Annotated in this window: 22 protein-coding genes and 3 tRNA genes; 11 read left to right on the top strand and 14 right to left on the bottom strand. The window is 72.5% G+C overall.

Annotated features, from left to right (window positions below; all coding sequences use genetic code 11):
• Window positions 1-230: 230 nt before the first annotated feature.
• Window positions 231-313: transfer RNA gene (locus tag QQK22_RS15190), tRNA-Leu, on the bottom strand.
• 374 nt (window positions 314-687) lie between these two features.
• Between QQK22_RS15190 and QQK22_RS15185 the strand changes: the two genes are divergently transcribed.
• From QQK22_RS15185 to pknB, 7 genes are read left to right on the top strand one after another with little or no spacing between them, the layout of a single operon-like run.
• The gene (locus tag QQK22_RS15185; RefSeq protein WP_284251795.1) at window positions 688-1,443 is read left to right on the top strand and encodes an FHA domain-containing protein; all 756 of its coding nucleotides are present in this window, start codon (window positions 688-690) and stop codon (window positions 1,441-1,443) included.
• A complete protein-coding gene (locus QQK22_RS15180; protein ID WP_284251794.1) occupies window positions 1,440-1,955 on the top strand; it encodes an FHA domain-containing protein FhaB/FipA in 516 nt (171 codons plus the stop codon). The genes QQK22_RS15185 and QQK22_RS15180 overlap by 4 nt, the downstream gene beginning before the upstream one ends.
• Window positions 1,956-1,958: 3 nt before the next feature.
• Complete coding sequence (locus tag QQK22_RS15175) at window positions 1,959-3,371, top strand: PP2C family protein-serine/threonine phosphatase (protein ID WP_284251793.1); 1,413 nt, start codon at window positions 1,959-1,961, stop codon at window positions 3,369-3,371.
• Window positions 3,371-4,828: an FtsW/RodA/SpoVE family cell cycle protein gene (locus QQK22_RS15170; RefSeq protein ID WP_284251792.1), complete on the top strand. Its 1,458-nt coding sequence runs from the start codon at window positions 3,371-3,373 to the stop codon at window positions 4,826-4,828. Before QQK22_RS15175 ends, QQK22_RS15170 begins: the two co-directional genes overlap by 1 nt.
• 31 nt (window positions 4,829-4,859) lie before the next feature.
• Complete coding sequence (locus QQK22_RS15165; protein ID WP_284251791.1) at window positions 4,860-6,293, top strand: peptidoglycan D,D-transpeptidase FtsI family protein; 1,434 nt, start codon at window positions 4,860-4,862, stop codon at window positions 6,291-6,293.
• Entirely contained in the window at window positions 6,290-7,543 is a 1,254-nt protein-coding gene (locus QQK22_RS15160) for a serine/threonine-protein kinase (protein ID WP_284251790.1), read from the top strand. The genes QQK22_RS15165 and QQK22_RS15160 overlap by 4 nt, the downstream gene beginning before the upstream one ends.
• A 14-nt stretch (window positions 7,544-7,557) precedes the next feature.
• Window positions 7,558-9,567 carry a Stk1 family PASTA domain-containing Ser/Thr kinase gene (gene pknB, locus QQK22_RS15155; protein WP_284251789.1) on the top strand — a complete coding sequence of 670 codons (2,010 nt, stop codon included), beginning with the start codon at window positions 7,558-7,560 and terminating at the stop codon, window positions 9,565-9,567.
• Between the two features lie 174 nt (window positions 9,568-9,741).
• Here pknB and QQK22_RS15150 read toward each other — a convergent pair whose 3' ends face one another.
• From QQK22_RS15150 to QQK22_RS15135, 4 genes are read right to left on the bottom strand one after another with little or no spacing between them, the layout of a single operon-like run.
• Window positions 9,742-10,398: an aminodeoxychorismate/anthranilate synthase component II gene (locus QQK22_RS15150; protein WP_284251788.1), complete on the bottom strand. Its 657-nt coding sequence runs from the start codon at window positions 10,396-10,398 to the stop codon at window positions 9,742-9,744.
• Between the two features lie 2 nt (window positions 10,399-10,400).
• Window positions 10,401-10,556 (bottom strand): hypothetical protein, encoded by a 156-nt coding sequence (locus QQK22_RS15145; protein ID WP_284251787.1) that lies wholly within the window; start codon window positions 10,554-10,556, stop codon window positions 10,401-10,403.
• 1 nt (window position 10,557) lies between these two features.
• The gene (locus QQK22_RS15140) at window positions 10,558-11,319 is read right to left on the bottom strand and encodes a class E sortase (protein ID WP_284251786.1); all 762 of its coding nucleotides are present in this window, start codon (window positions 11,317-11,319) and stop codon (window positions 10,558-10,560) included.
• Window positions 11,316-12,080 (bottom strand): DUF881 domain-containing protein, encoded by a 765-nt coding sequence (locus QQK22_RS15135; RefSeq protein ID WP_284251785.1) that lies wholly within the window; start codon window positions 12,078-12,080, stop codon window positions 11,316-11,318. The genes QQK22_RS15140 and QQK22_RS15135 overlap by 4 nt, the downstream gene beginning before the upstream one ends.
• 91 nt (window positions 12,081-12,171) lie before the next feature.
• Here QQK22_RS15135 and QQK22_RS15130 point away from each other — a divergent pair, with 91 nt between their 5' ends.
• The gene (locus QQK22_RS15130; RefSeq protein ID WP_284251784.1) at window positions 12,172-12,420 is read left to right on the top strand and encodes a cell division protein CrgA; all 249 of its coding nucleotides are present in this window, start codon (window positions 12,172-12,174) and stop codon (window positions 12,418-12,420) included.
• 518 nt (window positions 12,421-12,938) lie between these two features.
• Here QQK22_RS15130 and QQK22_RS15125 read toward each other — a convergent pair.
• Window positions 12,939-13,637, bottom strand: coding sequence for a rhomboid family intramembrane serine protease (locus QQK22_RS15125; protein WP_284251783.1), 699 nt, complete (start codon window positions 13,635-13,637; stop codon window positions 12,939-12,941).
• A gap of 269 nt (window positions 13,638-13,906) precedes the next feature.
• Entirely contained in the window at window positions 13,907-14,428 is a 522-nt protein-coding gene (locus QQK22_RS15120) for a peptidylprolyl isomerase (RefSeq protein ID WP_284251782.1), read from the bottom strand.
• Between the two features lie 133 nt (window positions 14,429-14,561).
• Here QQK22_RS15120 and QQK22_RS15115 point away from each other — a divergent pair, with 133 nt between their 5' ends.
• From QQK22_RS15115 to QQK22_RS15105, 3 genes are all read left to right on the top strand, one after another.
• Window positions 14,562-15,512: a hypothetical protein gene (locus QQK22_RS15115; protein WP_284251781.1), complete on the top strand. Its 951-nt coding sequence runs from the start codon at window positions 14,562-14,564 to the stop codon at window positions 15,510-15,512.
• 97 nt (window positions 15,513-15,609) lie between these two features.
• The gene (locus QQK22_RS15110; protein WP_284251780.1) at window positions 15,610-16,929 is read left to right on the top strand and encodes a YihY/virulence factor BrkB family protein; all 1,320 of its coding nucleotides are present in this window, start codon (window positions 15,610-15,612) and stop codon (window positions 16,927-16,929) included.
• Window positions 16,930-16,997: 68 nt separating this feature from the next.
• The gene (locus QQK22_RS15105) at window positions 16,998-17,540 is read left to right on the top strand and encodes a TetR family transcriptional regulator (RefSeq protein ID WP_284251779.1); all 543 of its coding nucleotides are present in this window, start codon (window positions 16,998-17,000) and stop codon (window positions 17,538-17,540) included.
• A 115-nt stretch (window positions 17,541-17,655) separates the two neighbouring features.
• Here the strand turns inward: QQK22_RS15105 and QQK22_RS15100 are convergent.
• From QQK22_RS15100 to QQK22_RS19400, 7 genes are all read right to left on the bottom strand, one after another.
• Window positions 17,656-17,731: transfer RNA gene (locus QQK22_RS15100), tRNA-Ala, on the bottom strand.
• A 44-nt stretch (window positions 17,732-17,775) separates the two neighbouring features.
• Entirely contained in the window at window positions 17,776-17,898 is a 123-nt protein-coding gene (locus QQK22_RS15095; RefSeq protein ID WP_284251778.1) for a DLW-39 family protein, read from the bottom strand.
• 22 nt (window positions 17,899-17,920) lie between these two features.
• Window positions 17,921-17,994, bottom strand: a tRNA-Ile gene (locus QQK22_RS15090).
• 94 nt (window positions 17,995-18,088) lie between these two features.
• Window positions 18,089-18,724, bottom strand: a complete 636-nt coding sequence (locus tag QQK22_RS15085; protein WP_284251777.1) for a DUF3566 domain-containing protein — start codon at window positions 18,722-18,724, stop codon at window positions 18,089-18,091.
• Entirely contained in the window at window positions 18,721-21,390 is a 2,670-nt protein-coding gene (gene gyrA / locus QQK22_RS15080) for a DNA gyrase subunit A (protein WP_284251776.1), read from the bottom strand. Before gyrA ends, QQK22_RS15085 begins: the two co-directional genes overlap by 4 nt.
• Before the next feature lie 108 nt (window positions 21,391-21,498).
• Window positions 21,499-23,172, bottom strand: a complete 1,674-nt coding sequence (locus tag QQK22_RS15075) for a DNA gyrase subunit B (RefSeq protein WP_431310166.1) — start codon at window positions 23,170-23,172, stop codon at window positions 21,499-21,501.
• A complete protein-coding gene (locus tag QQK22_RS19400) occupies window positions 23,160-23,579 on the bottom strand; it encodes an ATP-binding protein (RefSeq protein ID WP_431310165.1) in 420 nt (139 codons plus the stop codon). Before QQK22_RS19400 ends, QQK22_RS15075 begins: the two co-directional genes overlap by 13 nt.
• Window positions 23,580-23,705 lie beyond the last annotated feature (126 nt).

Raw genomic sequence — 23,705 nt, 5'->3', positions numbered from 1 at the left:
CCACAGCGGCTGAGTCTCGCTCACAGCGGCTGGTGGTGGGCTCACAGCGCTGGCGATCACATCGTCGCAGGTCAGAGGGGTGAGCCCGACGTCGGCGCCGCCGCCAGCCGCTATGAGCGAGACGCAGCCGCTCATAGCGAGGGCACCGCTCGATCGACGGCCCACCCTCCGCCGAGCCGAGAACGAGAAACGGCGGGGCCCCGGTCACCCGGGGCCCCGCCGTCACGCGGTGCGCAAGGGGGAGTTGAACCCCCACGTCCTTTCGGACACACGGACCTGAACCGTGCGCGTCTGCCTATTCCGCCACTTGCGCGTGGTGCGTCCCCTGCCGCGACCATTCGGTCGCCACGGGATCAGCGCGGACGAGCCTATCACCGCCTCGGAGCACCTCCGACCACGGGTCGACCACCCGCCGACGGCCACCGCGGCGGCGCCCCCACCACCCGGGGACCGGCCGCCCCGCCTCGACCAGCGCCGCCGCCCACCCCACGTCCACGAGGCGTCCACCCCGCCACCTCCTCGCGCACCACCCACCCCGGTACGATGAACGCCGGGACGGAGCCGCCGTCGCGCCCGGCGCGCGTGCACACGTCCCCGCCAGCACGATCCAGCACGACCCGCACGAGCAGTGACCAGACCAGACAGGCCGGCCCCAGCGGCCGCGGCGGACAGACCGGGAGGTGCGCGATGGGCGTTCTCGACCGCTTCGAGAAGGGCGTCGAGCGCGTGGTGAGCTCGGCCTTCGCGAAGGCGTTCCGCTCCGAGGTCAAGCCCGTGGAGATCGCGAGCGCCATCCGCAAGGACATGGACCAGCGCGCGGCGGCGTTCTCCCGGGGCCGCACCGTCGTGCCGAACACCTTCGAGGTCGAGCTCGGCGAGAGCGACCACGAGCGCGTCGTCGAGTGGGGCGAGGACGCCCTGGCCGACGAGATCATCGCCGCCGCCGCCGAGCACGCCCGCGAGCAGGGCTTCTCCCTCGTCGGGCCGCTCGCCGTCACCTTCGCCGCGAAGCCCGACCTCGAGACCGGCCGCTTCCGCGTCCACTCCTCCACCGTCCGCTCGGGCGCCGACCAGCGCCAGCAGGGGCAGCACAGCCAGCCCGACGGCGCGGCGCAGCCCCAGGCCTGGACCGGCACCGTCCCCGAGCCGCCCCGCCACCCGCTCATCGACATCGACGGCAAGCGCTACCTCCTGACCGGCGAGGCCACCGTGCTGGGCCGCGGCACCGAGTCCGACATCGTCGTGGACGACACGGGCGTCTCGCGCCGCCACCTGGAGATCCGGCGGACGGCGCGCGGCGTCGTCGTGACCGACCTCGGCTCGACCAACGGCACGTTCGTCGAGGGCAACCGCATCTCGGCGGCGACCCTCGTGGACGGCAACACCATCACCCTCGGCCGCACCCGGTTGCTGTACTACTCCGGTGAGGGCGCGCAGGAGTGAGCGAACTCGTCCTCACCCTCCTGCGGCTGTCGTTCCTCGCCCTGCTGTGGCTCACGATCCTGTGGTGCCTGCGCACCCTGCGCGGTGACATCTACGGCACGCGCGTCGGTGCGCGCGCGGGCGGTCGCCGTCGCGTCGGCCGATCGGGAGCCGCTCCCCGGGACTCGAGGGACCAGCGCGACGACGGCGCTTCCGCGGGCGGCGGCGGTGCGCCCCGCTCGGCCCCCGTCACTCTCGTCGTGCGCGCGGGACCGCTCGCCGGCACCACGCTGAACCTGCGCTCGTCGGCCGTCCTCATCGGGCGTGCGCCGTCGTGCACCCTCGTGCTCGACGACGACTACACCTCCGGCCGGCACGCCCGGATCTTCCCGCACGACGGCCGCTGGTTCGTCGAGGACCTCGGCTCCACCAACGGCACGTGGCTCGGCGAGCACCGCGTCGGAGATCCCGAGCCGCTCGAGATCGGCCGCCAGCTGAAGGTCGGCCAGACGCTCGTCGAGCTGCGGAGGTAGTTCGTGACCCTCGCCTTCCGCTACGCGGCGCGCTCCGACGTCGGGCTCATCCGCTCGACCAACCAGGACTCGGGCTACGCCGGTCCGCACCTGCTGGTGCTCGCGGACGGCATGGGCGGACCGGCCGGCGGCGACATCGCCTCCTCCATCGCGATCGCCCACCTGGCCCCGCTCGACGGGGAGTCGCACACGGGCGACATGCTCACGCTGCTGCGCGACGCCGTCGTGGAGGCGCACAGCGAGCTCCGCCAGCGTGCACTCGACAAGCCCGAGCTCGCCGGGCTCGGCACCACCCTCATCGCCGCGCTGCGCACCGGCAAGAAGCTCGCCCTCGTGCACATCGGCGACTCTCGCGCCTACCTCGTGCGGGGCGAGGAGGTCACGCGCCTCACGACCGACCACACCTACGTGCAGCACCTCGTGGACGCGGGCCAGCTCGACCCCGAGGAGGCCGAGAACCACCCGCACCGCTCGGTGATCCTGCGGGTCCTCGGCGACCACGACCTCGGCGTCGACCTCGACGAGTCCGTGCGCGAGCTGCACGCCGGCGAGCGGTTCCTGCTGTGCTCCGACGGCGTCTCCTCCTTCGTCAGCCACGACACGATCGTCGAGACGCTCACCGGCGTGCGCGACCCCGGCGAGTGCGCGGACCAGCTCGTGGACCTCGCACTGCGCGCCGGGGGCCCGGACAACATCACCGCCGTCGTCGCCGACGTCGTCGAGCTGGACGAGCTGCCCGACGGCGCCGCCCCCGACACCTCCCCGCAGGTCGTCGGATCGGCTGCGTCGCAGTGGCAGCGGCCCACCCGCGGCGCGACGGGCGCGGCCGGACGCGCCGCCGCGCTGACGGCCGCGGCGTCGACGTCGACGGAGGAGGAGGACGACGCGACCCCCGACGCGAAGCGCGCCCGGAAGACGGGCGCGGAGGACGACGGCGAGCCCCGCCCCCGCCGTCGTCGCACCCGCGTCCTGGTCATCTCCCTGGTGGTCGCCCTGGTGCTGGCCGCCGCGGGCGTCTCGGGCTACCGGTGGACGCAGACGCAGCACTACGTCGCCGCCTCCGGCGAGTTCGTCGCGGTCTACCGCGGCATCCCGCAGGAGCTCGGACCGCTGCGGCTGAGCAGCGTCGTGGACACCACCGACCTGCGCGTGGACGAGCTGCCGCAGTTCGCCCAGGACCGCCTGGCGCAGGGCATCACGCCCGAGAGCGGGTCGCTGGCGGACGCCGAGGAACTCGTGGAGAGCCTGCGGGCCCAGAGCACGCGCGAGGACGCCGACGACGGCGGCGCCGGGGGCACCGACGACGGCGGCGCCGGGGGCACCGACGCGCCCACCGATCCGGCCGCCCCGACTTCTCCCGCCGCCCCGACCGACCCCGCGCAGGCGCCCGCGCCGACCGAGGGCGCCACCTCCTGATGGTCACCATCGAGGCCCTGACCCCCTCGCGCAGCCGCTGGCGCGAGCTCGCGCTGCTGCTGCCCGCCGTCGCGATCGGCGTCTACGCCTACCTCCAGGTGGGCCTCGCGACCGACGGCGCGCCGCCCGCCGACCTGTGGAGCGTCGCGGCGCTGCTGGGCGGCGTCGGGCTGGCGGTCCACCTCGTGCTGCGGTGGCGCGCGCCCTACGCCGACCAGATCATGCTGCCGCTCGTGGTGGCGCTGAACGGCATCGGGCTGGCGATGATCGCCCGCGTGCACGCGGGGCTGCGGGGCCGGGACGTCGCCTGGGACCAGGACCCGTCGCGGCAGATGATGTGGATCGCCGTCGGCGCCGTGGCAGCCCTCGTCGTGCTCGTGCTGCTGCGCGACCACCGCACGCTGCGCCGCTACACCTGGACCGCGCTCGTGGCGGGCATCGCCCTGCTGCTGCTGCCCCTCGTGCCGGGCATCGGGCTCACGATCAACGGGTCGCAGCTGTGGGTGCGGATGGGTCCGCTCACGCTGCAGCCCGCCGAGCTGGCCAAGCTGTGCTTCGCCGTGTTCTTCGCCGGCTACCTCGTCACGCACCGCGACACCCTCACGCTCGCGGGGCGCAAGGTCCTCGGCATCACGCTGCCGCGGCTGCGCGACCTCGGCCCGATCCTGCTGGCGTGGGCCGTGAGCGTCGGTGTGCTCCTGAGCCAGCGCGAGCTGGGCACCTCGATCCTGCTGTTCGGCCTCTTCATCGCGATGCTCTACGTCGCGACCGAGCGGCTGTCCTGGGTCATCATCGGCGGGCTGCTCACGCTCGGGGGCGTCGCCGTCGTGGCCGCCAACGTCGGCTACGTGCAGGCGCGCTTCGACGTCTGGCTGCACGCGCTCGACCCCGAGATCTACGGCCGCAACCCGGGCGGCTCGGGGCAGATCGTCTCGGGGCTGTTCGGGATGGCCGGCGGTGGGCTGTTCGGCACCGGGTGGGGCGAGGGCTACCCGCACCTGACCTACTCCGCGAACGCCGACATGATCATGCCCTCGATCGCCGAGGAGATCGGGCTGGTCGGCATCATCGCCGTGCTGCTCATGTACGTGCTGCTCGCGCAGCGCGGCCTGCGCACCGCGATCGGGATCCGCGACGGCTTCGGCAAGCTCCTCGCCAGCGGCCTGGCGTTCATCGTGGCGCTGCAGTGCTTCATCGTGGTCGGCGGCGCCACCCGCGTCATCCCGCTGTCGGGCCTGACCATGCCGTTCCTCGCCGCCGGCGGCTCCTCGCTGCTGGCCAACTGGATCATCCTGGCGCTGCTGCTGCGGCTGTCCGACGGCGCGCGCCGCCCGGGCTCCGTCGTCGAGCAGGCGCCGATCGCCGTCGTGCCCGCCGCGCGCATCCCCGCCGCCGCGCGCACCGGGAGCCCCGGGGACACGACCCCCAGCGACGCGACGGAGGTGAGGGAGGCGTGAACACCCCCTGCGACGCCTCAGCATCGTGGTGATGGCGATGTTCGTCGTCCTCATGGGCGCCCTCACCTGGATCCAGGTCTTCCAGGCGGGCGACCTCAACGCCGACCCCCGCAACCAGCGCGCCACCTACCGCGAGCAGGGGCGCGAGCGCGGCCCGATCGTCGTGGCCGGGGAGCCGATCGTCACCTCCGTGCCCGTCGACACCCCGTACTCCTACCTGCGCACGTACGCCGACGGCCCCCTGTACGCCCCGGTCACCGGCTACAGCTCGATCGTCTTCGGGCAGAGCGGCGTCGAGCGCGCCGCGGGCACCGTGCTCAACGGCACCGCGCCGTCGCTGTGGCGGCAGCGCCTGGGCGACCTCGTCACGGGGCGGCAGCCGCAGGGCGGGTCCGTCGAGCTCACCCTGGACCCGGCCGTCCAGCAGGCGGCGTGGGACGCGCTCGAGGGGCGTGAGGGCGCCGTCGTCGCGCTCGACCCAGCCACCGGTGCCGTGCTCGCGCTCGTCTCCAGCCCGAGCTTCGACCCGAACGTGCTCGCGGGGCACGACGGCGGCCCCGTCCAGACCGCCTGGCAGGAGCTGCTCGACGACCCGGGCGACCCCCTCGTCAACCGCGCGATCGCGGGCGACACCTACGCGCCCGGCTCGACGTTCAAGCTGATCGACCTCGCCGCGGCGCTGTCGACCGGTGACTACGACGCCGAGACCCGCGTGCCCGCGCCTGACACGCTGGCGCTGCCCGGGTCGGGCGCGACGATCTCCAACCCCTCGGGCGAGCGGTGCGACGACGGCGAGACCGCCACCCTCGCGCTCTCGCTCGCGAAGTCGTGCAACACGCCGTTCTCGCAGCTCGCGATCACGCTCGGCGAGCAGGCGATCCGCGACCAGGCGGAGGCGTTCGGGTGGGACGCCGAGCTCCAGATCCCCATGACCGTCACCCCGGGCAGGCTCGGGGAGATCGCGGACGAGGCCGAGCTCGGCCAGGCGGCGATAGGCCAGCGCGACGTCCGCGCCACCCCGATGCAGGTGGCCATGATCGCGGCCGGCATCGCGAACGACGGCGAGGTCATGGCGCCGCACGTGATCGCGACCGAGCGCGCCGCCGACCTGACGGTGGTCGAGGAGACCGAGCCGCGCACCCTGTCGGAGGCCGTGACGCCAGAGGTGGCCGACACCATGACCGAGATGATGGTCGGCGTCGTGGAGAACGGGACGGGCTGGCGCGCGGCGATCGACGGCGTGCGCGTGGCCGGGAAGACCGGCACCTCCCAGACGGGCATCAACGAGGGCACCTCGCGCGACTTCCCGCACGCCTGGTTCACCGGCTTCGCCCCGGCGGACGACCCGCAGGTCGCCGTCGCCGTCGTGCTCGTCAACGGCGCCGACCCGGCCAGCCAGCAGTACTCCGGCGGTCAGCTCGCCGCGCCGATCGCGCGCGCCGTGATGCAGGCGGCTCTTCGATGACGCCGCGCGCCGGGGTCGTGCTGGACGGCCGCTACGAGCTCACGCAACGCCTCGCGATCGGTGGGATGGGCGAGGTGTGGACCGCCGTCGAGGTCGAGAGCGGTCAGCGCTACGCCGCCAAGGTGATGCGCCCCGAGTTCGCCGGCGAGAAGCTGTTCCTCGACCGGATCGCGGCCGAGGCGCGGAACTCGCGTGACCTCGTGCACCCGGGGATCGCCCGCACCTACGACGCCGGCGTGGTCGGCGGTCTCGGCTACCTCGTGATGGAGCTGGTCGAGGGCGAGACGCTCTCCACCGTGCTGCGGCGCGAGGGGACGCTGAGCCCGCGCACCCTGCTGGACGTGCTCGCGCAGACGGCCGACGCGCTCGCCGCCGCGCACGCCGCCGGAGTGGTCCACCGTGACATCAAGCCCGGCAACCTGCTCATGACCGCCGACGGCGCGGTCAAGCTCACCGACTTCGGCATCTCGATCGGCGCGAACCAGGCGCCGATGACCGATGCCGGGATGGTCATGGGCACCGCCCAGTACCTCCCGCCCGAGCAGGCGATGGGGCGCCCGGCCACGGGCGCCGGCGACGTCTACGCGCTCGGGATCATCGCGTACGAGGCGCTGGCGGGCCGCCGTCCCTTCACCGGGGCGACGCAGGTCGACATCGCGTTCGCCCACGTGACCGAGCCGCTGCCGGCGCTGCCCGCGCACGTGGACCCGGCGCTGCGCGCGCTCGTGGAGCAGATGCTCGCGAAGGACCCCGCCGACCGGCCGGCATCGGCCGCCGTCGTGGCCGAACGGGCGCGCGCGCTGCGCTCCGACCTCGACGCCGGGACCTGGGACCCGGCCCGGGTGCGCGGGGCCTGGCGGCTCCCGACGCTGGCCCTGCGGCGCGGTGGTCGCGGGGCGGCGGCGGACGGGAGCGGCGACGCGAACGCATCCACGGCCGCGCGGACGTCGGCGGCTTCGGCGGCATCGGCATCGGTCAGTGGTGGCGCGGACCCCGCCCCGCGGCGCTCGAGGCGCCGCGCGCCGAGCCGCGAGCGGCAGGTGGCGCTCGCCGTCGGGATCGTGCTGGCCGCGATGCTGGTCACGCTCGCGATCCTGACCCTCGCTAACCTTGGCTCGACGGCGGCGCTGGTGGCTGCCGTCGTGATGGTCCCGGCCGGAGGCGGCCGGGCACGTCTCCCGCACCGCGGGTGGCAGGAGGAGGTCGGCCAGACGGTCGACCTCGGAAGTCGGAAGGTTCTCTCGTGGTAGATCAGGTGCCCCGCGTGCTCGCGGGACGGTACGAGGTTGGTGAGCTCATCGGCCGCGGAGGCATGGCCGAGGTGTACATCGGCCGCGACAACCGGCTCTCGCGCCGCGTCGCGATCAAGCTGCTGCGCTCCGACCTCGCCCAGGACTCCACGTTCCAGGCCCGCTTCCGCCGCGAGGCGCAGTCGGCCGCCGCGCTGAACCACCCCGCGATCGTGTCGGTGTACGACACAGGTGAGGACGGGCACGTCGGTGCCGACGGCGTCACCCACCACCTGCCCTTCATCGTCATGGAGTACGTCGAGGGCCACACCGTCCGCGAACTCATCCGCGACGGCGCCGCGCTGCCCATCGACGAGGCCGTGGAGATCACCGCCGGCGTCCTGTCGGCGCTCGAGTACTCCCACCACGCGGGCATCGTGCACCGCGACATCAAGCCCGCGAACGTCATGATCACGACGGCGGGCGACGTCAAGGTCATGGACTTCGGCATCGCGCGCGCGATCGCCGACTCGGCGGCCACGATGACGCAGACGCAGGCCGTGGTCGGCACCGCGCAGTACCTCTCCCCGGAGCAGGCGCGCGGCGAGGTCGTCGACGCGCGCTCCGACGTCTACTCCACCGGCGCCCTGCTGTTCGAGCTGCTGACCGGGCGCCCGCCGTTCATCGGGGACTCGCCGGTCGCCGTCGCCTACCAGCACGTGCGCGAGGATCCGCCGACCCCGAGCTCGCTCGCGCCCGACGTCCCCGTCGAGCTGGACCGCATCACGCTCAAGGCGCTCGCGAAGGACCGCGACGTGCGCTACCAGAGCGGCGAGGAGTTCCGCTCGGACCTCGAGGCCGCGCAGCGCGGCGGCGTCGTGGGCGCGCCCGCGGTCGGTGTGATCGCCGCGGCCAACGCCGCCACCGTGGCGGCGGCGAGCCCGGCCGCCCGCGCGGCGGCCACGCAGGTCATGGCCGGTCCGCCGACGGCGCAGACGTCCTCCGACCTCCCGCCCGTGGCGCCCGAGGAGGAGCCGCGCAAGGGACGCGCGTGGATCTGGGTGCTCGGGATCGTGCTCGCGCTGCTCGTGGCCGGGATCGTGGCGGTCGCGGTGAACAACGCGCGCCAGAACGAGCCCGAGCCGACCCCGACCGAGACGACGCCCGAGAACGTGGCGGTGCCCGACGTCGCCGGTGAGAGCGAGGCCGATGCGCAGGCCACGATCGAAGGTGCGGAGCTCGTCTTCGCACGGGCCGAGGCACCGAGCGACGACGTCGAGGCGGGCCTCGCGATCAGCAGCGACCCGGCGGCGGGCTCGCTCATCGCGCCCGGGCAGACCGTGACCGTCACGATCTCGTCCGGTCCCGACACGCTGACCGTGCCCGACGTCATCGGATTCACGGCCGACCAGGCGACCACCGCTCTGAACCAGGCCGGTTTCACCGGCAACCAGATCCGCATCATGGAGGAGGACGACGGGTCCCAGCAGGCGGGTGACGTGCTCAGGATCGAACCTGGCGTCGGCGAGTCCGCGGCGCCGAACGCCCCCTTCGTGCTCTACGTCGCCTCCGGCAACGTGACGATCCCGGACCTCACCGGGAGGACCCAGGACGAGGCTGCGCAGCTCCTGCGCGACGCCAACCTCTCGGCGACCTTCACCCAGGACGAGACGGGTTCCGCGGCGGCGGGGACCGTCACCGGGTGGGAGCCGACCGGTGTCGTGCCGCGCCTGTCCACCGTGACCGTGTCGGTCGCCTCGGCGCAGGTCGAGGTCCCGGACCTCGACGACATGACGCGGGCCGAGGCCGAGGCGGCGCTGGCGGAGGTCAGCCTGACGGCGTCGTTCCAGGAGGAGCCGAACGGCGACGTCGAGGTCGGTCAGGTCACCCGGTGGGAGCCGGAGAACACCCAGGTCGACCGCGGCAGCGAGGTCACCGTGTGGCTCGCCACCGCGCCGACCGAGACGGCGACGACCCCGCCGCCGACGTCGACCACCTCCCCGCCGCCCACCAACGGCGGCGGGGGCCGCGGCGACGACGACTGATCCCCACACCTCCGCGAGGGGTTTCTGGGGACTCGCGAGGGGTCTGTGGGAGTCCGCGAGGTACTTGCGACGATGCAAGTACCTCGCGGTCCCCCACGAGTGCCTCGCGAGTCCCCAGACGTACCTCGCGGGCTCCCACAAACCCCTCGCGGGCTCCCAGGAAGTCCTCGCGGACTAGAGGGCGGCCAGCGGGCGCATGCCCTCGCTGCGGGCCACCGCGCCGTCGTCGCCCGCGATCGCCAGCCAGTTGGCCAGCAGTCGGTGACCGCCCTCGGTGAGGACCGACTCGGGGTGGAACTGCACGCCGTGCAGCGGGAGCTCGCGGTGCGACAGCCCCATCACGATCCGGGGTGAGTCGCCGCCGCCCGTCCAGGCGGTGACCTCGAGCTCGTCGGGCACGGTCTCGGTCACGACGGCGAGCGAGTGGTACCGCGTCGCCGTGAACGGCGCACCCAGCCCGGCGAACACGCCCGCGCCGTCGTGCGTCACCGCCGACGTCTTGCCGTGCATGAGCTCGGGCGAGTGCGTGACCACGCCGCCGTACGCCTCCGCGAGCGCCTGGTGCCCGAGGCAGACCCCGAGCATCGGCGTCGCCGTCGCGGCGCACGCGGCGATGACGTCGAGCGACGCGCCGGCGCCCTCCGGCGTCCCCGGACCGGGTGAGACGAGGACGCCGTCGACGTCGGCCAGCTCCTCGGGGTCGCCGGTGAGGGCGTCGTTGCGCAGCACCGTGGTCTCGGCGCCGAGCTGCTGCAGGTAGCCGACGATCGTGTAGACGAAGCTGTCGTAGTTGTCCACGACGAGGATGCGGGGCGCTCGGCCTGCGGTCATGCTCACTCCACGGTCTGCTGGTCGAAGGGGAGCAGCGGCGCCACCGCGGGGAACACCCACAGGAACAGCGCCGCCACGACGGCGAGGATCAGGATCAGCGCGAGGATCGCCCTGAGCCACCCCGGGCCGGGCAGGATCCGCCAGATGGCTGCGTACATGTCAGGCCTCCGGTGAGAGCTCGGCGGGGCGGCCGGCGTCGCGCGGCACCCAGCTGTCCAGCGTCCCGTGCACGATGTAGCGCTCGCGCGTGGAGAACAGCGGGTGGCAGGTGGTCAGGGTGATCGACGCCTCGGTGGCCTCCGCCTGCGGGTCGGCGGGGTTGGGCGCGATGACGTCGGTCTGCCGCGGGCTCACGATCAGGCTGTCCGTGACGCGGTAGACGTACCAGGCCTCCGCCGTCTCGACCACGAGCGGGTCGCCGACCTCGAGCGTGGTGATGTCGTAGAACGGCTTGCCGTGGCTCTGCCGGTGCCCCGCGAGCGCGAAGTTGCCGACCTCGCCCGGCATCGCGGTGCCCTCGTAGTGCCCGATCCCGAGCTTGTCGAGCACGGTGGCGCGGTCGGTCCCCTCGGAGATCGGCTTGCTGTAGGGCTCACCCGTGTCCCAGCGCGGCACCCACAGCCGCCCGAACGTGGTCGCGTCCAGCGGCGCCTCCGCGACCGGGATCTCGCCCTCGCTCGGCTTGGCGACGACGACGGGGGACTCGGGGAGCTCGGCGTCGAGAGCCTCCGACACGGTCGCCTGGAACCGGTCGGCCTCGACGTCGGTCCACCACAGCTGCCACGCGACGAACAGCCCGATGAGGATGCCGGCGGTGATGAGGAGCTCACCGATCACGCCGACGATCGCCGACCCGACGCCGCCGCGCCGGCGGCGTCGCTGCTCTCGCCGGGACGGTGCCGGCTGCGCCACGGTGGTCATCGTGTCCCTTCGACGGCGGTCGCGTAGGAGAGCGTACGCGCGCCGGTGTAGGCGGGCAGGTCGAGGGCGTCGTCGGCCTCGAGGGTGTAGCCGAGGCCGTACGCCTCGACGTACTGCCGGTACAGACGGACCCCGGCGTCGGCGTCGAGCGCGTCGGTGAGGGCGTCGGCGTCGCCCACGGCCTCGATGACGTAGGGCGGCGAGTAGGTCCGTCCGTGCAGCAGGAGGACGTTGCCCACGCACCGCACGGCGCTCGTGGCGATGATCCGCTGCCCCTGGACGGCGATCGCCTCGGCGCCGCCCGCCCACAGCGCGTTGACGACCGACTGCAGGTCCTGCTGGTGCACCACGAGGTCGTCGAGGTTGTCGGAGGAGGACGACGCCGGCGCGTCCGTGAGCGTGACGCTCACCCCCGCGCCGCGCACGTCCTCCTGGCCGACGGCGAGCAGGACCGCCGGGTCCGTGGGGGCGGCGCCCGCGTCGACGTCGAGGCTCGCCTGGAGCGTCGCCACCTCCGAGCGGAGGTCGTCGACGGCGTCGTTGCGCTCCGCGAGTCGCTCGCTCTCCTGCGCCACGAGCGAGCGCAGGTCGCGCGGCCGGCCGTCGTCGAACCCCGCGAACAGGGTGGCGCTGGTGGCGAACAGGATGCCGGCGACGAAGGCCACGAGCGCGACGGTGAGCGAGGCTCGGCTCCGCGGCCGGCGGCGCCCCGGGAGTCCGCTCGGGCGGCCGAGCAGGCGGTCGATCGGGCTGCGGCGCATCACGACCCTCCCGTCGACGGCGTTCGAGATGATCGTACGGCCCGCGCCGGATACCCTGGATCGTTGCACCCACGCCGAACGAGGAGAAGTCGTGCCCGAGTCGAAGTCCCGGAAGAAGCCGGCCGCCCCCTCCCCCGCCGTCGCGCCGCGCGAGGACGCGCCGAACCCGCCGTGGTTCGTGCCGACGTTCCTCGGCCTGCTGGTGCTGGGGCTGGTGTGGGTGGTGACCACCTACCTGACGTCCGGCGCCTGGCCGATCCCGCCGCTGGGGTCGTGGAACCTGGCCGTCGGCTTCGGCTTCATCCTCGTCGGCTTCGGCATGACGATGCGCTGGCGCTGACGCTCGCGCTGGACCGACCAGCCTGATCGACCTCGGGGCCGGAGCCGTTCGCGGCTCCGGCCCCGAGGCGTCTCCGGGAACGGTGCGGACCCCCACCGTTGTCCCCAGCTGTGCACAAAGGTGTGGAGAACTACACCCGTGTTATTCGATGTCGTCACTGGTGGGAAGGGTCACCGCGAACATCTGTCCCCAGACTGTGGATGACCCTGGGGAGAACAACACCGGTGTGATTCAGGGGGCGACGACCCGACCGCCGAGAGCTGCCGCCGAGAACGCCGGGTGCTGCTCGAGACGCACGTTCGAGCAGCACCCGTCGTTCTCACGGGTGAGCCGTGACGCCGAGAACGGCTGGTGCGGCTCGGGATGCGTTTTCGAGCAGCACCAGCCGTTCTCGGCGCACAGCGGGGGCGCGGGGTGCCGGGGCCGGGACGCGGGGCCGGGCGCGGCGGTACGGGGCGCGGCGGTACGGGGCGCTGGGTGCCGGGCGCGGCGGTGCCAGGGCCCGGGTACGCCGCCCGTCAGTACAGGACGAGCGCGCTGAGGCCGACCATCAGCAGGAGCAGGCCGCCCATCCCGAGCCAGGCGAGCCACTGCCGCGGCCGCGGCAGGTAGGCGAGCATGGCCGCGATGGCGGCGCCCACGACCAGACCGCCGAGGTGTGCCTGCCAGGCGATCCCGGGCAGCACGAAGCCGATGACGGCGTTGATGCCGATGAGCACGAGGATCTGGCGCGAGTCGCGGCCGAAGCGCCGCAGCATCACGGCGAACGCACCGAACAGCCCGAAGACGGCGCCCGAGGCGCCGACGGTGGGCGCGGCGTCGAGCCCGGTGATGAGGAGGTAGGCGACCGAACCGCCGAGCGCGGAGAGCACGTAGAGCGAGAGGAACCGCACGCGGCCGAGCAGACGCTCGAGGTCGCGACCGACCAGGTAGAGCGCGTACATGTTGAACGCCAGGTGCCAGATGCCGCCGTGCAGCACGCTGGCGGTCAGGAAGCGCCAGGGCTCGTCGGCCGCGAAGGGCCCCCAGAAGGCGAGCGCCCGGTAGATCTCGATGTAGAGCGGCTCGGCGAGGTAGCGCAGGAGCTCGATCACGACGCAGATCGCCATGATCGTGTAGGTCACGTACGGCGGGCCGCCCCGGTCGACACCACCGACGACGGTGCGCACCGGACGGCGGCCCCGCGAGGCGTCGCGCGCGCAGTCGACGCAGTGCACGCCGACGGTCGCCGGCCGCTGGCACTCGGGGCACGCCGGACGACCGCAGCGCTGGCACGTCACGTAGGAGACGCGGTCCGGGTGACGCTGGCAGACGGGTGGGCCGCCGGATCCGGGTCGCTCGCCGTACGGACCGTGACCACCCGGGGGAAACCCCGGCCTCACCGCTCTGGTGGCCGGGGTGGGGGCTGGAGCCGTAGCCACCGAATCCGCTCATCGACAAGGTCCTCCGGGTGGGCTGGGTGCGGCGGCTACGGCTCGAGCGGGTGCTACTCGGTGATGTCGATGCCGGTGATCGAGATGTCCTCGACCGGGCGGTCGCCCGCGCCGGTGCGCGTGCCCGAGATCGTGTCGACGACGGCGCGGCTCGCCTCGTCCGTCACCCTGCCGAAGATCGTGTGCTTGCCCTGCAGGTGCGGAGTCTTGACGGTCGTGATGAAGAACTGCGATCCGTTCGTGCCGCGGCCGGCGATCTTGCCGGCGTTCGCCATCGCGAGCAGGTAGGTCTCGTTGAAGGTCAGCTCGGGGTGGATCTCGTCGTCGAAGGAGTAGCCGGGGCCACCGCGGCCCGACCCGAGCGGGTCGCCGCCCTGGATCATGAAGCCGGGGATGACGCGGTGGAAGATCGTGCCGTCGTAGAGCGGGCGGTCGGCCTTGGCGCCGGTGGCGGGGTCGGTCCACTCCTTCGAGCCGTCGGCCAGGCCGACGAAGTTCGCCACGGTCTTGGGCGCGTGGTTGGGGAGCAGCTCGACGGTGATGTCGCCGACGGACGTGTGGATGACAGCGTTCATGTCCTCATCCTCGCACCTCCGCCTGACGGGACGCTGGGGATGGTTGCTGCACTCCTGCGGCCGGTGGTGGCAGGATGGAACGACTGGCAGCACCGATCCGTGGCCACGTGCCCCGGAGAGCGAGGGAGCACCCATGGGACGCAAGGTCAACATCGAGCCCGACGACATCCGCGACCAGGTCGTCGAGGCGAGCAAGCAGGCCAAGGCTCTCGCGGAGCAGGGCGTGGAGTGGGCGACGCCGCACGTCGAGGCCGCCCGCGACTGGGCCGCGCCGCGGATCGAGCAGGCGTGGAAGAGCGGTGTGAAGGCCGCCGGGCCGAAGGTCGAGGAGCTGGCCGGCAAGGCCTCCGACCTCACCGACGTCGCGGCCGTCAAGGCCAAGTCGGCCACCGACTCGGCGCACGACGCGCTGGTCGACATCATCATCCCGCGCGTCGTGAGCGCGATGCAGGAGGCTGCGAAGGCGGCGTCCGACGCGACGGACACCGCGGGCAAGGCCGCCACCAAGGGCGTCGACACCGCCACCGAGAAGCTCGCGGGTGCGACCGACAAGGTCGCGAAGAAGGTCTCCGAGCAGGCGGGCAAGGTCCAGCCGACCAAGTCCTCCTCCGGCGTCGGCAGGACGATCGGCTGGATCGTGGGTGGCGCCGCCGCCGCGGCCGCCGGCTACCTCGTGTGGCGCCGCACCCAGCCGCTCGACGACCCGTGGGCCGAGGAGTACTGGGAGGACGTCGACGGCGAGGACACCACCGGCGGGACGTCGTCGGCGCCCGCTGGTTCCGCTGACGAGTCCGACGAGTCCGTCGTCGAGGCGCTGGTCGACGCCGTCGCGACGTCGGACGAGGACGTCGAGGGCACCTCGGTCGTCGAGGAGGCCGAGGCCGCGCTGAAGGACGCCGCACCCTCGTCGGACTCGAGCGAGGACAAGCCCGTCAACGCCGAGGGTCAGCTCGGTGACGACACCTCGGGCGCCGCGCCGAAGCCCAAGCCGCGCCCCCGCCGTCGTGCCGCTGCCTCGGGCGACGACGCGTCCGGTGAGACCGACGGCGAGGTCGACTCCCGCGAGGACACCACGCAGGAGTGATCTCCCCCTGATCCACCGCAGCGGGGTGGGCCGCGCCGCACGGCGCCGGCCCACCCCGCTGCTCGTACGCCACCACATCACGAATCGAGGGGAGAGCGTGCTCGCGAGCGCCGTCGTCGTCGGGCTCCTCGCGGCGATCGCGGTGCGGCGCGTCCCCTGGGTGCGACGCCGGCTGCCGCCGCCGGCCTCCACGCTGCTGACGGCGGTGGCGGTCGCCGTCGTGACCCTGCTGCTCGCGGAGCGCGAGCCCGGGACCGCCCGCACCCTGACCGCCGTCGCCGGTGTCCTCGCCGTGACCGGAGCCGCCGTGCTGCTCGGCGGCGCGGTGACCGACGCCGTCGTCCGGCCGATCCAGCGCTGGTTCGCGAACCAGCCCGAGGGGCCGACCGTCCGGGAGCGGGTCGAGGCCCGCGCCGACGCGTTCGGTCCGCGCGTGGGGCGGTGGAACGTCGTCGCGCTGGTGACGCGCTCGGTGCTGCGCGCGGGCGACGTGCGCGTCACGGGCCTCGCGGCCGAGATGAGCTACTACGCGCTCATCTCCCTCGTGCCGATCGCGACGGCGCTGGGCTCGAGCCTGGGCTTCCTGCGGCCGCTGCTCGGCGACACGGAGGTCGAGGAGATCCGCGAGGCGATCGTGGGGGCCCTGACGTCGATCTTCGCCCAGCAGGTCGCCAGCGACGTGCTCGCCCCGCTGGTCGACGGGCTGCTCAGCGAGCGGCGCACCGGGTTCGCGGTGGGCGCGCTCGCGATCACACTGTTCCTCGCGAGCCGCGTGTTCCGCGCGGCGGTGCGGGCGCTCGACGACGCCTACCGGGTGGAGTCGCGGCGCAACGTCGTCACGCAGTCGGCGCTCGGCCTCCTGTTCACCCTGGGTGCGATCGTCACGCTGGTGACGGTGACGCTGCTGATGGTGGTCGGACCGCTGGTCGGTGACGCCGCCACGCTCGCGGCGACCCTGGGTCTCGGCGACGCGTTCGCGGTCGCCTGGGACTGGCTGCGGTGGCCGGTCGCGTTCCTCGCAGGCCTCGCGTACCTGACACTGCTGTACCGGTACGCCCCGAACGTGCGCCACACCTGGCGCGAGTGCCTCCCCGGCGCGATGGTCGGGTCGGTGGCGCTGCTCGTCGTCTCCTCGGGATTCATGCTCTACGTGCGTCTCGCCGCGCCCGACGTCGTGGCCTCCGACGCCGCGGACGCCGCCGTCGTGCAGGCCGCGGGACAGATGCTGAGCCTCGTGCTGGCCGGCGTCCTGTGGCTGTGGCTCGGCAGCATCGTGGTGCTGCTGGGCGGCATCGCGAACGCGGAGATGGCGGTGGAGCGGGCGGAGCTCGAGGGAACCCGGGAGGAGCGGTCCGTACCGGCGGCGACCCGGGCCGCGGGAGAAGCCACCCCAGCGGCCGCCCCGGGTCGGCGCTGAGGCCCTCGACCGGGTGCCCGGGGTGTACTGTCGCCGCACGCGTCAGATGCGCGAGGAGGAGAACGGCCATGACTCGTCACAGGATCGTCGAGATGACCGTCCAGATCATCGCCGAGAGCGGTGTCGACGCCGTCACCTTCGAATCCGTCGCCGAGCGGGCCGGCCTGACCCGCGGCGGCATCGTCTACCACTACGCCACGCGGGCGCTGCTCGTCGAGGCTGCACGGGACCACCTGGCGCGGACGGTCCACGACGAGCTCGTCGCGGCGCTCGGGGTTCCCGGCGGAGACACCGACCCGCACCGGGCCGTCCGCGCCCTCCTCGCGTCGATCGCCTCGCCCTCGTCGCGCCCGTCGTTGCAGATGCTGATTTCCCAGTTCGGGCCCGGTGCGGCGCTCGGGGCCCTTCGGGAGCCCCTGGGCCTGCCCGCGGGCCGGAGCGCCGAAGAGCTCGACGACCAGGACATCCGGACGTCGCTCGCCCTGCTGGCGGCCGACGGTCTCCTGCAGTACCAGGCGACGTCGACGGAGCCGCTGGACGAGGAGACCTTCGGTCGGCTCGTCGCGGGGATCGAACGCTCGCTGGGAGACGACGGGTCGCCCGCCTCCTGACGGCGGACCCGGCGCGTGGTGGCGGCAACTCGTCGAAACCGCGCAACTCTGCGTAGGACGACGACAGAGCCGGACCGGTCCCCGCACGGAGAGCCGGCCGGGCTCTGCCCATCGGTGGTGGAGCCTAGGGGACTCGAACCCCTAACCCCCTGCTTGCAAAGCAGGTGCGCTACCAATTGCGCCAAGGCCCCGTGACGGGTCCGCCGGGCGGACCGATCGGGTGGTGCGGACGACCCTACGCCTCGATCGGGTCGGTGACCTCGTTCCAGAGATCCCGCTCGGCCCGCTCGGCGGCGACCTCGCGCCAGACCAGGTATCCGAGGCCGGCGATCGCGCCGATCACGAGAAGCTTCCTCATCGTGGTCCTCCAGGTGTTTCGGTGGGCCTACCGCGACTTGAACGCGGGACCTCTTCATTATCAGTGAAGCGCTCTAACCAACTGAGCTATAGGCCCGAAACGCGGGGCGGGAGACGGTCCGTCTCCCTCACGCGCCGGTCGAGACTACCCCACGGCGGGGCTCCCGACCAAAACGACCGACGGCAGCGACTCAGTCGTCCGTCAGGGTCATGTGGAGGCCGCCGACGAGCGCCGCCACGATGTTGTAGAGGAACGCGAACAGCGTGGTCAGAGCGGTGATCAGGGCCACGTTGACCACCGCCACGACCACGGCGATCGACATGATGTTGTTCAGCCGCAGGTACTCGAGGATCGGGCCGAACTGCTCGACGGCGCCGAGGTCCGTGACCAGCGACTGCAGGTCCGCGAACACGCCCATCGAGTCCAGCACCTGCCACGCGACGGCGGCCGCGACCACGGTCACGATCCCGCCCGCGACCGAGAGCAGGAAGCCGAGCTTCATCACCGACCACGGGTCGACGCGCGAGACCGACAGCCGCACCCGGCGCGGACCGCTCGACGGACGCGGCGCCGCCGTCGACTCCGCGGGCGCCTCGGCCGGGGACGGGGAGGACCCGCCCGTCGGCGCCGGCCGGGCCGACTTCGGCGGGATCGAGGCGGGGACGTCGTGCCCGCCCGAGCGCGTGTCCTCCTCGACCGTCATGGTGGCCGGACCGCCCTGCTTCACGGTCTTGATGGCGGAGGTGCGCACCGGTCCCTGGCTCTTGGCCGGGGTGGTGGACCTGCCGGAGCCCGAGGTGGGCCGGGAGGACTTCGACTGGTTCATCGGGTCTCTTCCTCACGCTGATCGTCGTCGGCCCCGCCCGAGATCTCCTCGGCACGCTCGGCCTCCCGCGACGCTACGGCATCGGCGTCGGCCGAGGTAGCGGCCGGGGCGCCCGCGGACGCACCCTCCACGGAATCCTCACCAGCCAGGACGTCGGCCACCGGCACGCCGTCGACCTCCGCCGCCGCGACCTCCGCGGCGCGCTCACCGAGCGCGACGGCGATGATCCGGTCGCCCTTGTCGGGCTTGGCGAACGTGACGCCCTGGGTGTTGCGGCCGGTGAGGTTCACGCCGGCGACGGCGGAGCGCACCACCTTGCCGCGCTCCATGATCACCAGCACCTCGTCGAGCTCGTCCGTCACGAGCGCGCCGACCAGGTGACCACGTGACTCCACGACGGCGGCGACCTTGATCCCGAGGCCGCCGCGGCCCTGCACGCGGTACTCCGACAGCAGGGTGCGCTTGGCGAAGCCGCCGTCGGTCACGGTGAACAGGGCGGCGCCCTCGCGCACGACGTCGAGCGAGAGCAGCTCGTCGTCCTCGCGGAACTTCATCCCGGTCACGCCGGACGTGGCGCGCGACATCGGGCGGATCGCCTCGTCGCTCGCGGTGAAGCGGATCGACTGGCCGCCCCGCGAGACGAGCAGCAGGTCGTCGTCGGCGTCAGCGAGCCGGGCCGCGACGACCTCGTCGACCGCACCGTCGCCGTCGACCCGGAGGTTGATCGCGATGACGCCGCCCGAGCGGGAGGAGTCGTACTCGGTCAGGCGCGTCTTCTTCACGAGACCGCGCTTCGTGGCCAGCACGAGGTACTCCGCCGAGGCGTAGTCCTTGATCGTGAGGACCTGCGCGATCTCCTCGCCCGGCTGGAACGCGAGCAGGTTCGCGACGTGCTGCCCCTTGGCGTCGCGCCCGCCCTCCGGCAGCTCGTAGCCCTTGGCGCGGTAGACACGCCCGAGGTTGGTGAAGAACAGCAGCCAGTCGTGCGTCGTCGTGACGAAGAACTGGTTCACGACGTCGTCGCCCCGCAGCTGCGCCCCGCGCACACCCTTGCCGCCGCGGCGCTGGGCCCGGTAGGCGTCGGTGCGCGTCCGCTTGGCGTAGCCGCCGCGCGTGATCGTCACGACGATGTCCTCGACCGGGATGAGGTCCTCGACGTTCATGTCGCCGTCGAACGGCAGGATCGTGGAGCGGCGCTCGTCGCCGTACTTCTCCACGATCGCGCCGAGCTCCTCCGACACGATCGTGCGCTGCCGGCCGGGGCTCGCGAGGATCCCCTGGTAGTCGATGATCTCGGCCTCGATGGCCTGGAAGTCCGCGAGGATGCGGGCCCGCTCGAGCGCCGCGAGGCGGCGCAGCTGCATGTCGAGGATGGCCGTGGCCTGGACCTCGTCGATGTCGAGCAGGTCCATCAGGCCGCCACGCGCCTCGTCTGCCGACGGCGAGCGCCGGATCAGCGCGATGACCTCGTCGAGCGCGTCGAGCGCCTTGAGCAGACCGCGCAGGATGTGGATGCGCTTCTGCGCGGCATCGAGCAGGTACTGCGTGCGCCGGACGATGACCTCGATCTGGTGGTCGACCCAGTGCCGGATGAACGCGTCGAGGCTGAGGGTGCGCGGCACGCCGTCGACCAGCGCGAGCATGTTGGCGCCGAACGTCTCCTGCAGCTGCGTGTGCTTGTAGAGGTTGTTCAGCACGACCTTGGCGACGGCGTCGCGCTTGAGCACGATGACCAGGCGCTGACCGGCGCGGCCCGAGGTCTCGTCGCGCAGGTCGGCGATGCCGGCGATCTTGCCGTCGCGCACCAGCTCAGCGATCTTGGCCGCGAGGCGGTCCGGGTTGACCTGGTAGGGCAGCTCCGTGACCACGAGGCACTGGCGACCCTGGAGCTCCTCGACCTCCACGACGGCGCGCATCGTGATCGAGCCGCGGCCCGTGCGGTAGGCGTCCTCGATGCCCTTGACGCCGAGGATCGTGGCGCCCGTGGGGAAGTCGGGGCCCTTGATGCGCGTCAGCAGCGCGGCGAGCAGCTCGTTGTTGCTCGCGTCCGGGTTCTCGAGGAACCACTGGGCGCCCGAGGCGACCTCGCTCAGGTTGTGCGGCGGGATGTTCGTGGCCATGCCGACGGCGATGCCCGCGCTGCCGTTGACCAGCAGGTTCGGGAACCGCGCCGGCAGGATGAGCGGCTCGCGCGTGCGGCCGTCGTAGTTGTCCCCGAACTCGACCGTGTTCTTGTCGATGTCGCGGACCATCTCCATGGCCAGCGGGGCGAGCTTGCACTCGGTGTACCGGGGAGCGGCCGCGTGGTCGTCACCCGCCGAGCCGAAGTTGCCCTGGCCCGCCACGAGCGGGTACCGCATGGTCCACGGCTGGACGAGGCGGACGAGGGTGTCGTAGATCGGCGAGTCGCCGTGCGGGTGGTAGTTACCCATCACCTCACCGACGACGCGCGTGCACTTGGAGAACGCGGACTCGGGGCGGTAGCCGCCGTCGTACATCGCGTAGAGCACGCGGCGGTGCACCGGCTTGAGACCGTCGCGGACCTCGGGCAGGGCGCGGCCCACGATGACGCTCATCGCGTAGTCGAGGTAGCTGCGCTGCATCTCGAGCTGCAGGTCGACCTGCTCGATGCGGCCGTGGTGGTGCAGCGGATCGGCGGGGTCCACCGGGGGCGTGCTCTCGGGGGCGTTGTCGTCGCTGGGGGCTGGGTCACGTCGGTCCTGTCTTTCCTCGTGCGCGCTCGCGCACCGTCTCGCGGGGGTGGGGGAGCTCGATCAGATGTCGAGGAACCTCACGTCCCGGGCGTTGCGCTGGATGAAGGAGCGGCGCGACTCGACGTCCTCGCCCATCAGCACCGAGAAGATCTCGTCGGCCATCGCGGCCTCGCCGATCGTCACCTGCTTGAGGATGCGGGTGTCCGGATCCATCGTGGTCTCCCACAGCTCGGAGTAGTTCATCTCCCCGAGACCCTTGTAGCGCTGGATGCCACCGTCCTTGGGCAGGCGGTGACCGGCGTCGCGACCCGCCTTCAGGAGCGCGTCGCGCTCGCGGTCGGAGTAGGCGTACCCGTGCGGTGCGTTGGTCCACTTGAGCTTGTACAGCGGCGGGGCCGCGAGGTACACGTGGCCGTGCTCGACGAGCGGCCGCATGTAGCGGAACAGGAGGGTCAGCAGCAGGGTGCAGATGTGCTGGCCGTCGACGTCGGCATCGGCCATCAGCACGATCTTGTGGTACCGCAGCTTGGCGAGGTCGAAGTCCTCGCCGATACCCGTGCCGAAGGCCGAGATGAGTCCCTGGATCTCGGTGTTGCCGAGCGCGCGGTCGAGCCGGGCCTTCTCGACGTTCAGGATCTTGCCGCGGATCGGCATGATCGCCTGCGTCTCCGGGTTGCGTCCCTGGACGGCGCTGCCGCCGGCCGAGTCACCCTCGACGATGAACACCTCGGAGATCTCGGCGTTGCGGCTGGAGCAGTCGCGCAGCTTGCCGGGCATCCCGACGCCCTCGAGCAGCCCCTTGCGACGCGTGGCCTCCCGCGCCTTGCGCGCCGCCATGCGGGCCTGCGACGCCTGGATGGCCTTGCGCACGACGTCGCGCGCCTCGTTCGGGTGCGAGTCGAACCAGTCGCCGAGCTGCTCGAACACGACCTTCTGCGTGAAGGTCCGGGCCTCGGTGTTGCCCAGCTTCGTCTTCGTCTGGCCCTCGAACTGCGGCTCGCCGAGCTTGATCGAGATGACGCACGTCAGGCCCTCGCGGATGTCCTCGCCCGTGAGGTTGTCGTCCTTCTCCTTGAGCAAGTTCTTCTCGCGCGCATAGCGGTTCACGAGCGTCGTGAGCGCCGCGCGGAACCCCTCCTCGTGCGTGCCGCCCTCGGAGGTGTTGATCGTGTTCGCGTAGGTGTGCACCGAGTCGGTGTAGGCCGAGGTCCACTGCATCGCGATCTCCAGGGAGATCGTGCGGACGGTGTCCTCCGCCTCGAAGTCGATGACCGCCTCGTGGACGAGATCGGCCTTCTTGGCCTTGTTGAGATGCGTCACGTAGTCGACCAGACCGCCGTCGTAGCGGTAGGTGACGGTGCGGTGGTGGGCGCCGTCGGCCGCCTGCGCAGGATCGGTGCCGTCGGTGGTGGGGGTCGCCGCGTCCGTACCGGCGACCTCGTCGTCGACGTCGTTGCCCGAGGGGCGCTCGTCGGTGAGCGAGATCTGCAGCCCCTTGTTCAGGAACGCCATCTGCTGGAAGCGCGCCCGCAGCGTCTCGAAGTCGTAGGTGGTGGTCTCGAAGATCGCGGGGTCGGCCCAGAACGTCTGCTGGGTCCCGGTCACGTCGGTGGCCTCGCCGCGCTGGATCTCCCCGGTGGGCTTGCCGCCGTCGGCGAAACCGAGCGACCACGTGTAGCCGTCGCGCTTGACGACCGACTCCATGCGGTAGGAGAGCGCGTTCACCACGGACATGCCCACGCCGTGCAGGCCCCCGAGACGGCGTAACCACCACCGCCGAACTTGCCGCCCGCGTGCAGGATCGTCATGACGACCTCGAGGGTCGGCTTCCCCTCGGTCGGGTGGATGGCCACCGGGATGCCGCGGCCGTTGTCGACCACGCGGACGCCACCGTCGGCCAGCAGGGTCACCTCGATGTGGTCGCAGTAGCCGGCCAGCGCCTCGTCCACCGAGTTGTCGACGATCTCGTAGACCAGGTGGTGGAGACCGCGCTCACCGGTCGAGCCGATGTACATGCCGGGCCGCTTCCGCACGGCCTCGAGTCCCTCGAGAACGGTGATGTTCTGGGCGTCGTACCCGCCGGCGGACGTCGTGTCCTGAGCTTGCTGAGCTTCTCGCGCGTCCTGCTGCGGCTGTGTCAACGGTGTCCTCGTGTCGGTGCGGGCACGCGACGAGGGCCCGGGAGGGCGCGGACGCGTGCAGGGCCCGACCGGCCGCTCGGGCGCACACGGTCCCCACCGACGGCGAGGCTCGAGCACCACGGAAGG

This window comes from Litorihabitans aurantiacus, from assembly GCF_030161595.1.
Classification (GTDB): Bacteria; Actinomycetota; Actinomycetes; order Actinomycetales; family Beutenbergiaceae; genus Litorihabitans; species Litorihabitans aurantiacus.
Note: the sequence above shows the minus strand (reverse complement) of the source record. Positions and strands in the feature narration are given on the sequence as shown.

Excerpts from the sequence above, each read along its gene's own strand:
- QQK22_RS15185 (WP_284251795.1), top strand. The coding sequence starts at position 688 with ATGGGCGTTCTCGACCGCTTCGAGAAGGGCGTCGAGCGCGTGGTGAGC.
- QQK22_RS15170 (WP_284251792.1), top strand. The coding sequence starts at position 3,371 with ATGGTCACCATCGAGGCCCTGACCCCCTCGCGCAGCCGCTGGCGCGAG.
- QQK22_RS15165 (WP_284251791.1), top strand. The coding sequence starts at position 4,860 with ATGGCGATGTTCGTCGTCCTCATGGGCGCCCTCACCTGGATCCAGGTC.
- QQK22_RS15160 (WP_284251790.1), top strand. The coding sequence starts at position 6,290 with ATGACGCCGCGCGCCGGGGTCGTGCTGGACGGCCGCTACGAGCTCACG.
- QQK22_RS15150 (WP_284251788.1), bottom strand. The coding sequence starts at position 10,398 with ATGACCGCAGGCCGAGCGCCCCGCATCCTCGTCGTGGACAACTACGAC.
- QQK22_RS15145 (WP_284251787.1), bottom strand. The coding sequence starts at position 10,556 with ATGTACGCAGCCATCTGGCGGATCCTGCCCGGCCCGGGGTGGCTCAGG.
- QQK22_RS15140 (WP_284251786.1), bottom strand. The coding sequence starts at position 11,319 with ATGACCACCGTGGCGCAGCCGGCACCGTCCCGGCGAGAGCAGCGACGC.
- QQK22_RS15135 (WP_284251785.1), bottom strand. The coding sequence starts at position 12,080 with ATGCGCCGCAGCCCGATCGACCGCCTGCTCGGCCGCCCGAGCGGACTC.
- QQK22_RS15120 (WP_284251782.1), bottom strand. The coding sequence starts at position 14,428 with ATGAACGCTGTCATCCACACGTCCGTCGGCGACATCACCGTCGAGCTG.
- QQK22_RS15115 (WP_284251781.1), top strand. The coding sequence starts at position 14,562 with ATGGGACGCAAGGTCAACATCGAGCCCGACGACATCCGCGACCAGGTC.
- QQK22_RS15105 (WP_284251779.1), top strand. The coding sequence starts at position 16,998 with ATGACTCGTCACAGGATCGTCGAGATGACCGTCCAGATCATCGCCGAG.
- QQK22_RS15095 (WP_284251778.1), bottom strand. The coding sequence starts at position 17,898 with ATGAGGAAGCTTCTCGTGATCGGCGCGATCGCCGGCCTCGGATACCTG.
- QQK22_RS15085 (WP_284251777.1), bottom strand. The coding sequence starts at position 18,724 with ATGAACCAGTCGAAGTCCTCCCGGCCCACCTCGGGCTCCGGCAGGTCC.
- QQK22_RS15075 (WP_431310166.1), bottom strand. The coding sequence starts at position 23,172 with ATGTCCGTGGTGAACGCGCTCTCCTACCGCATGGAGTCGGTCGTCAAG.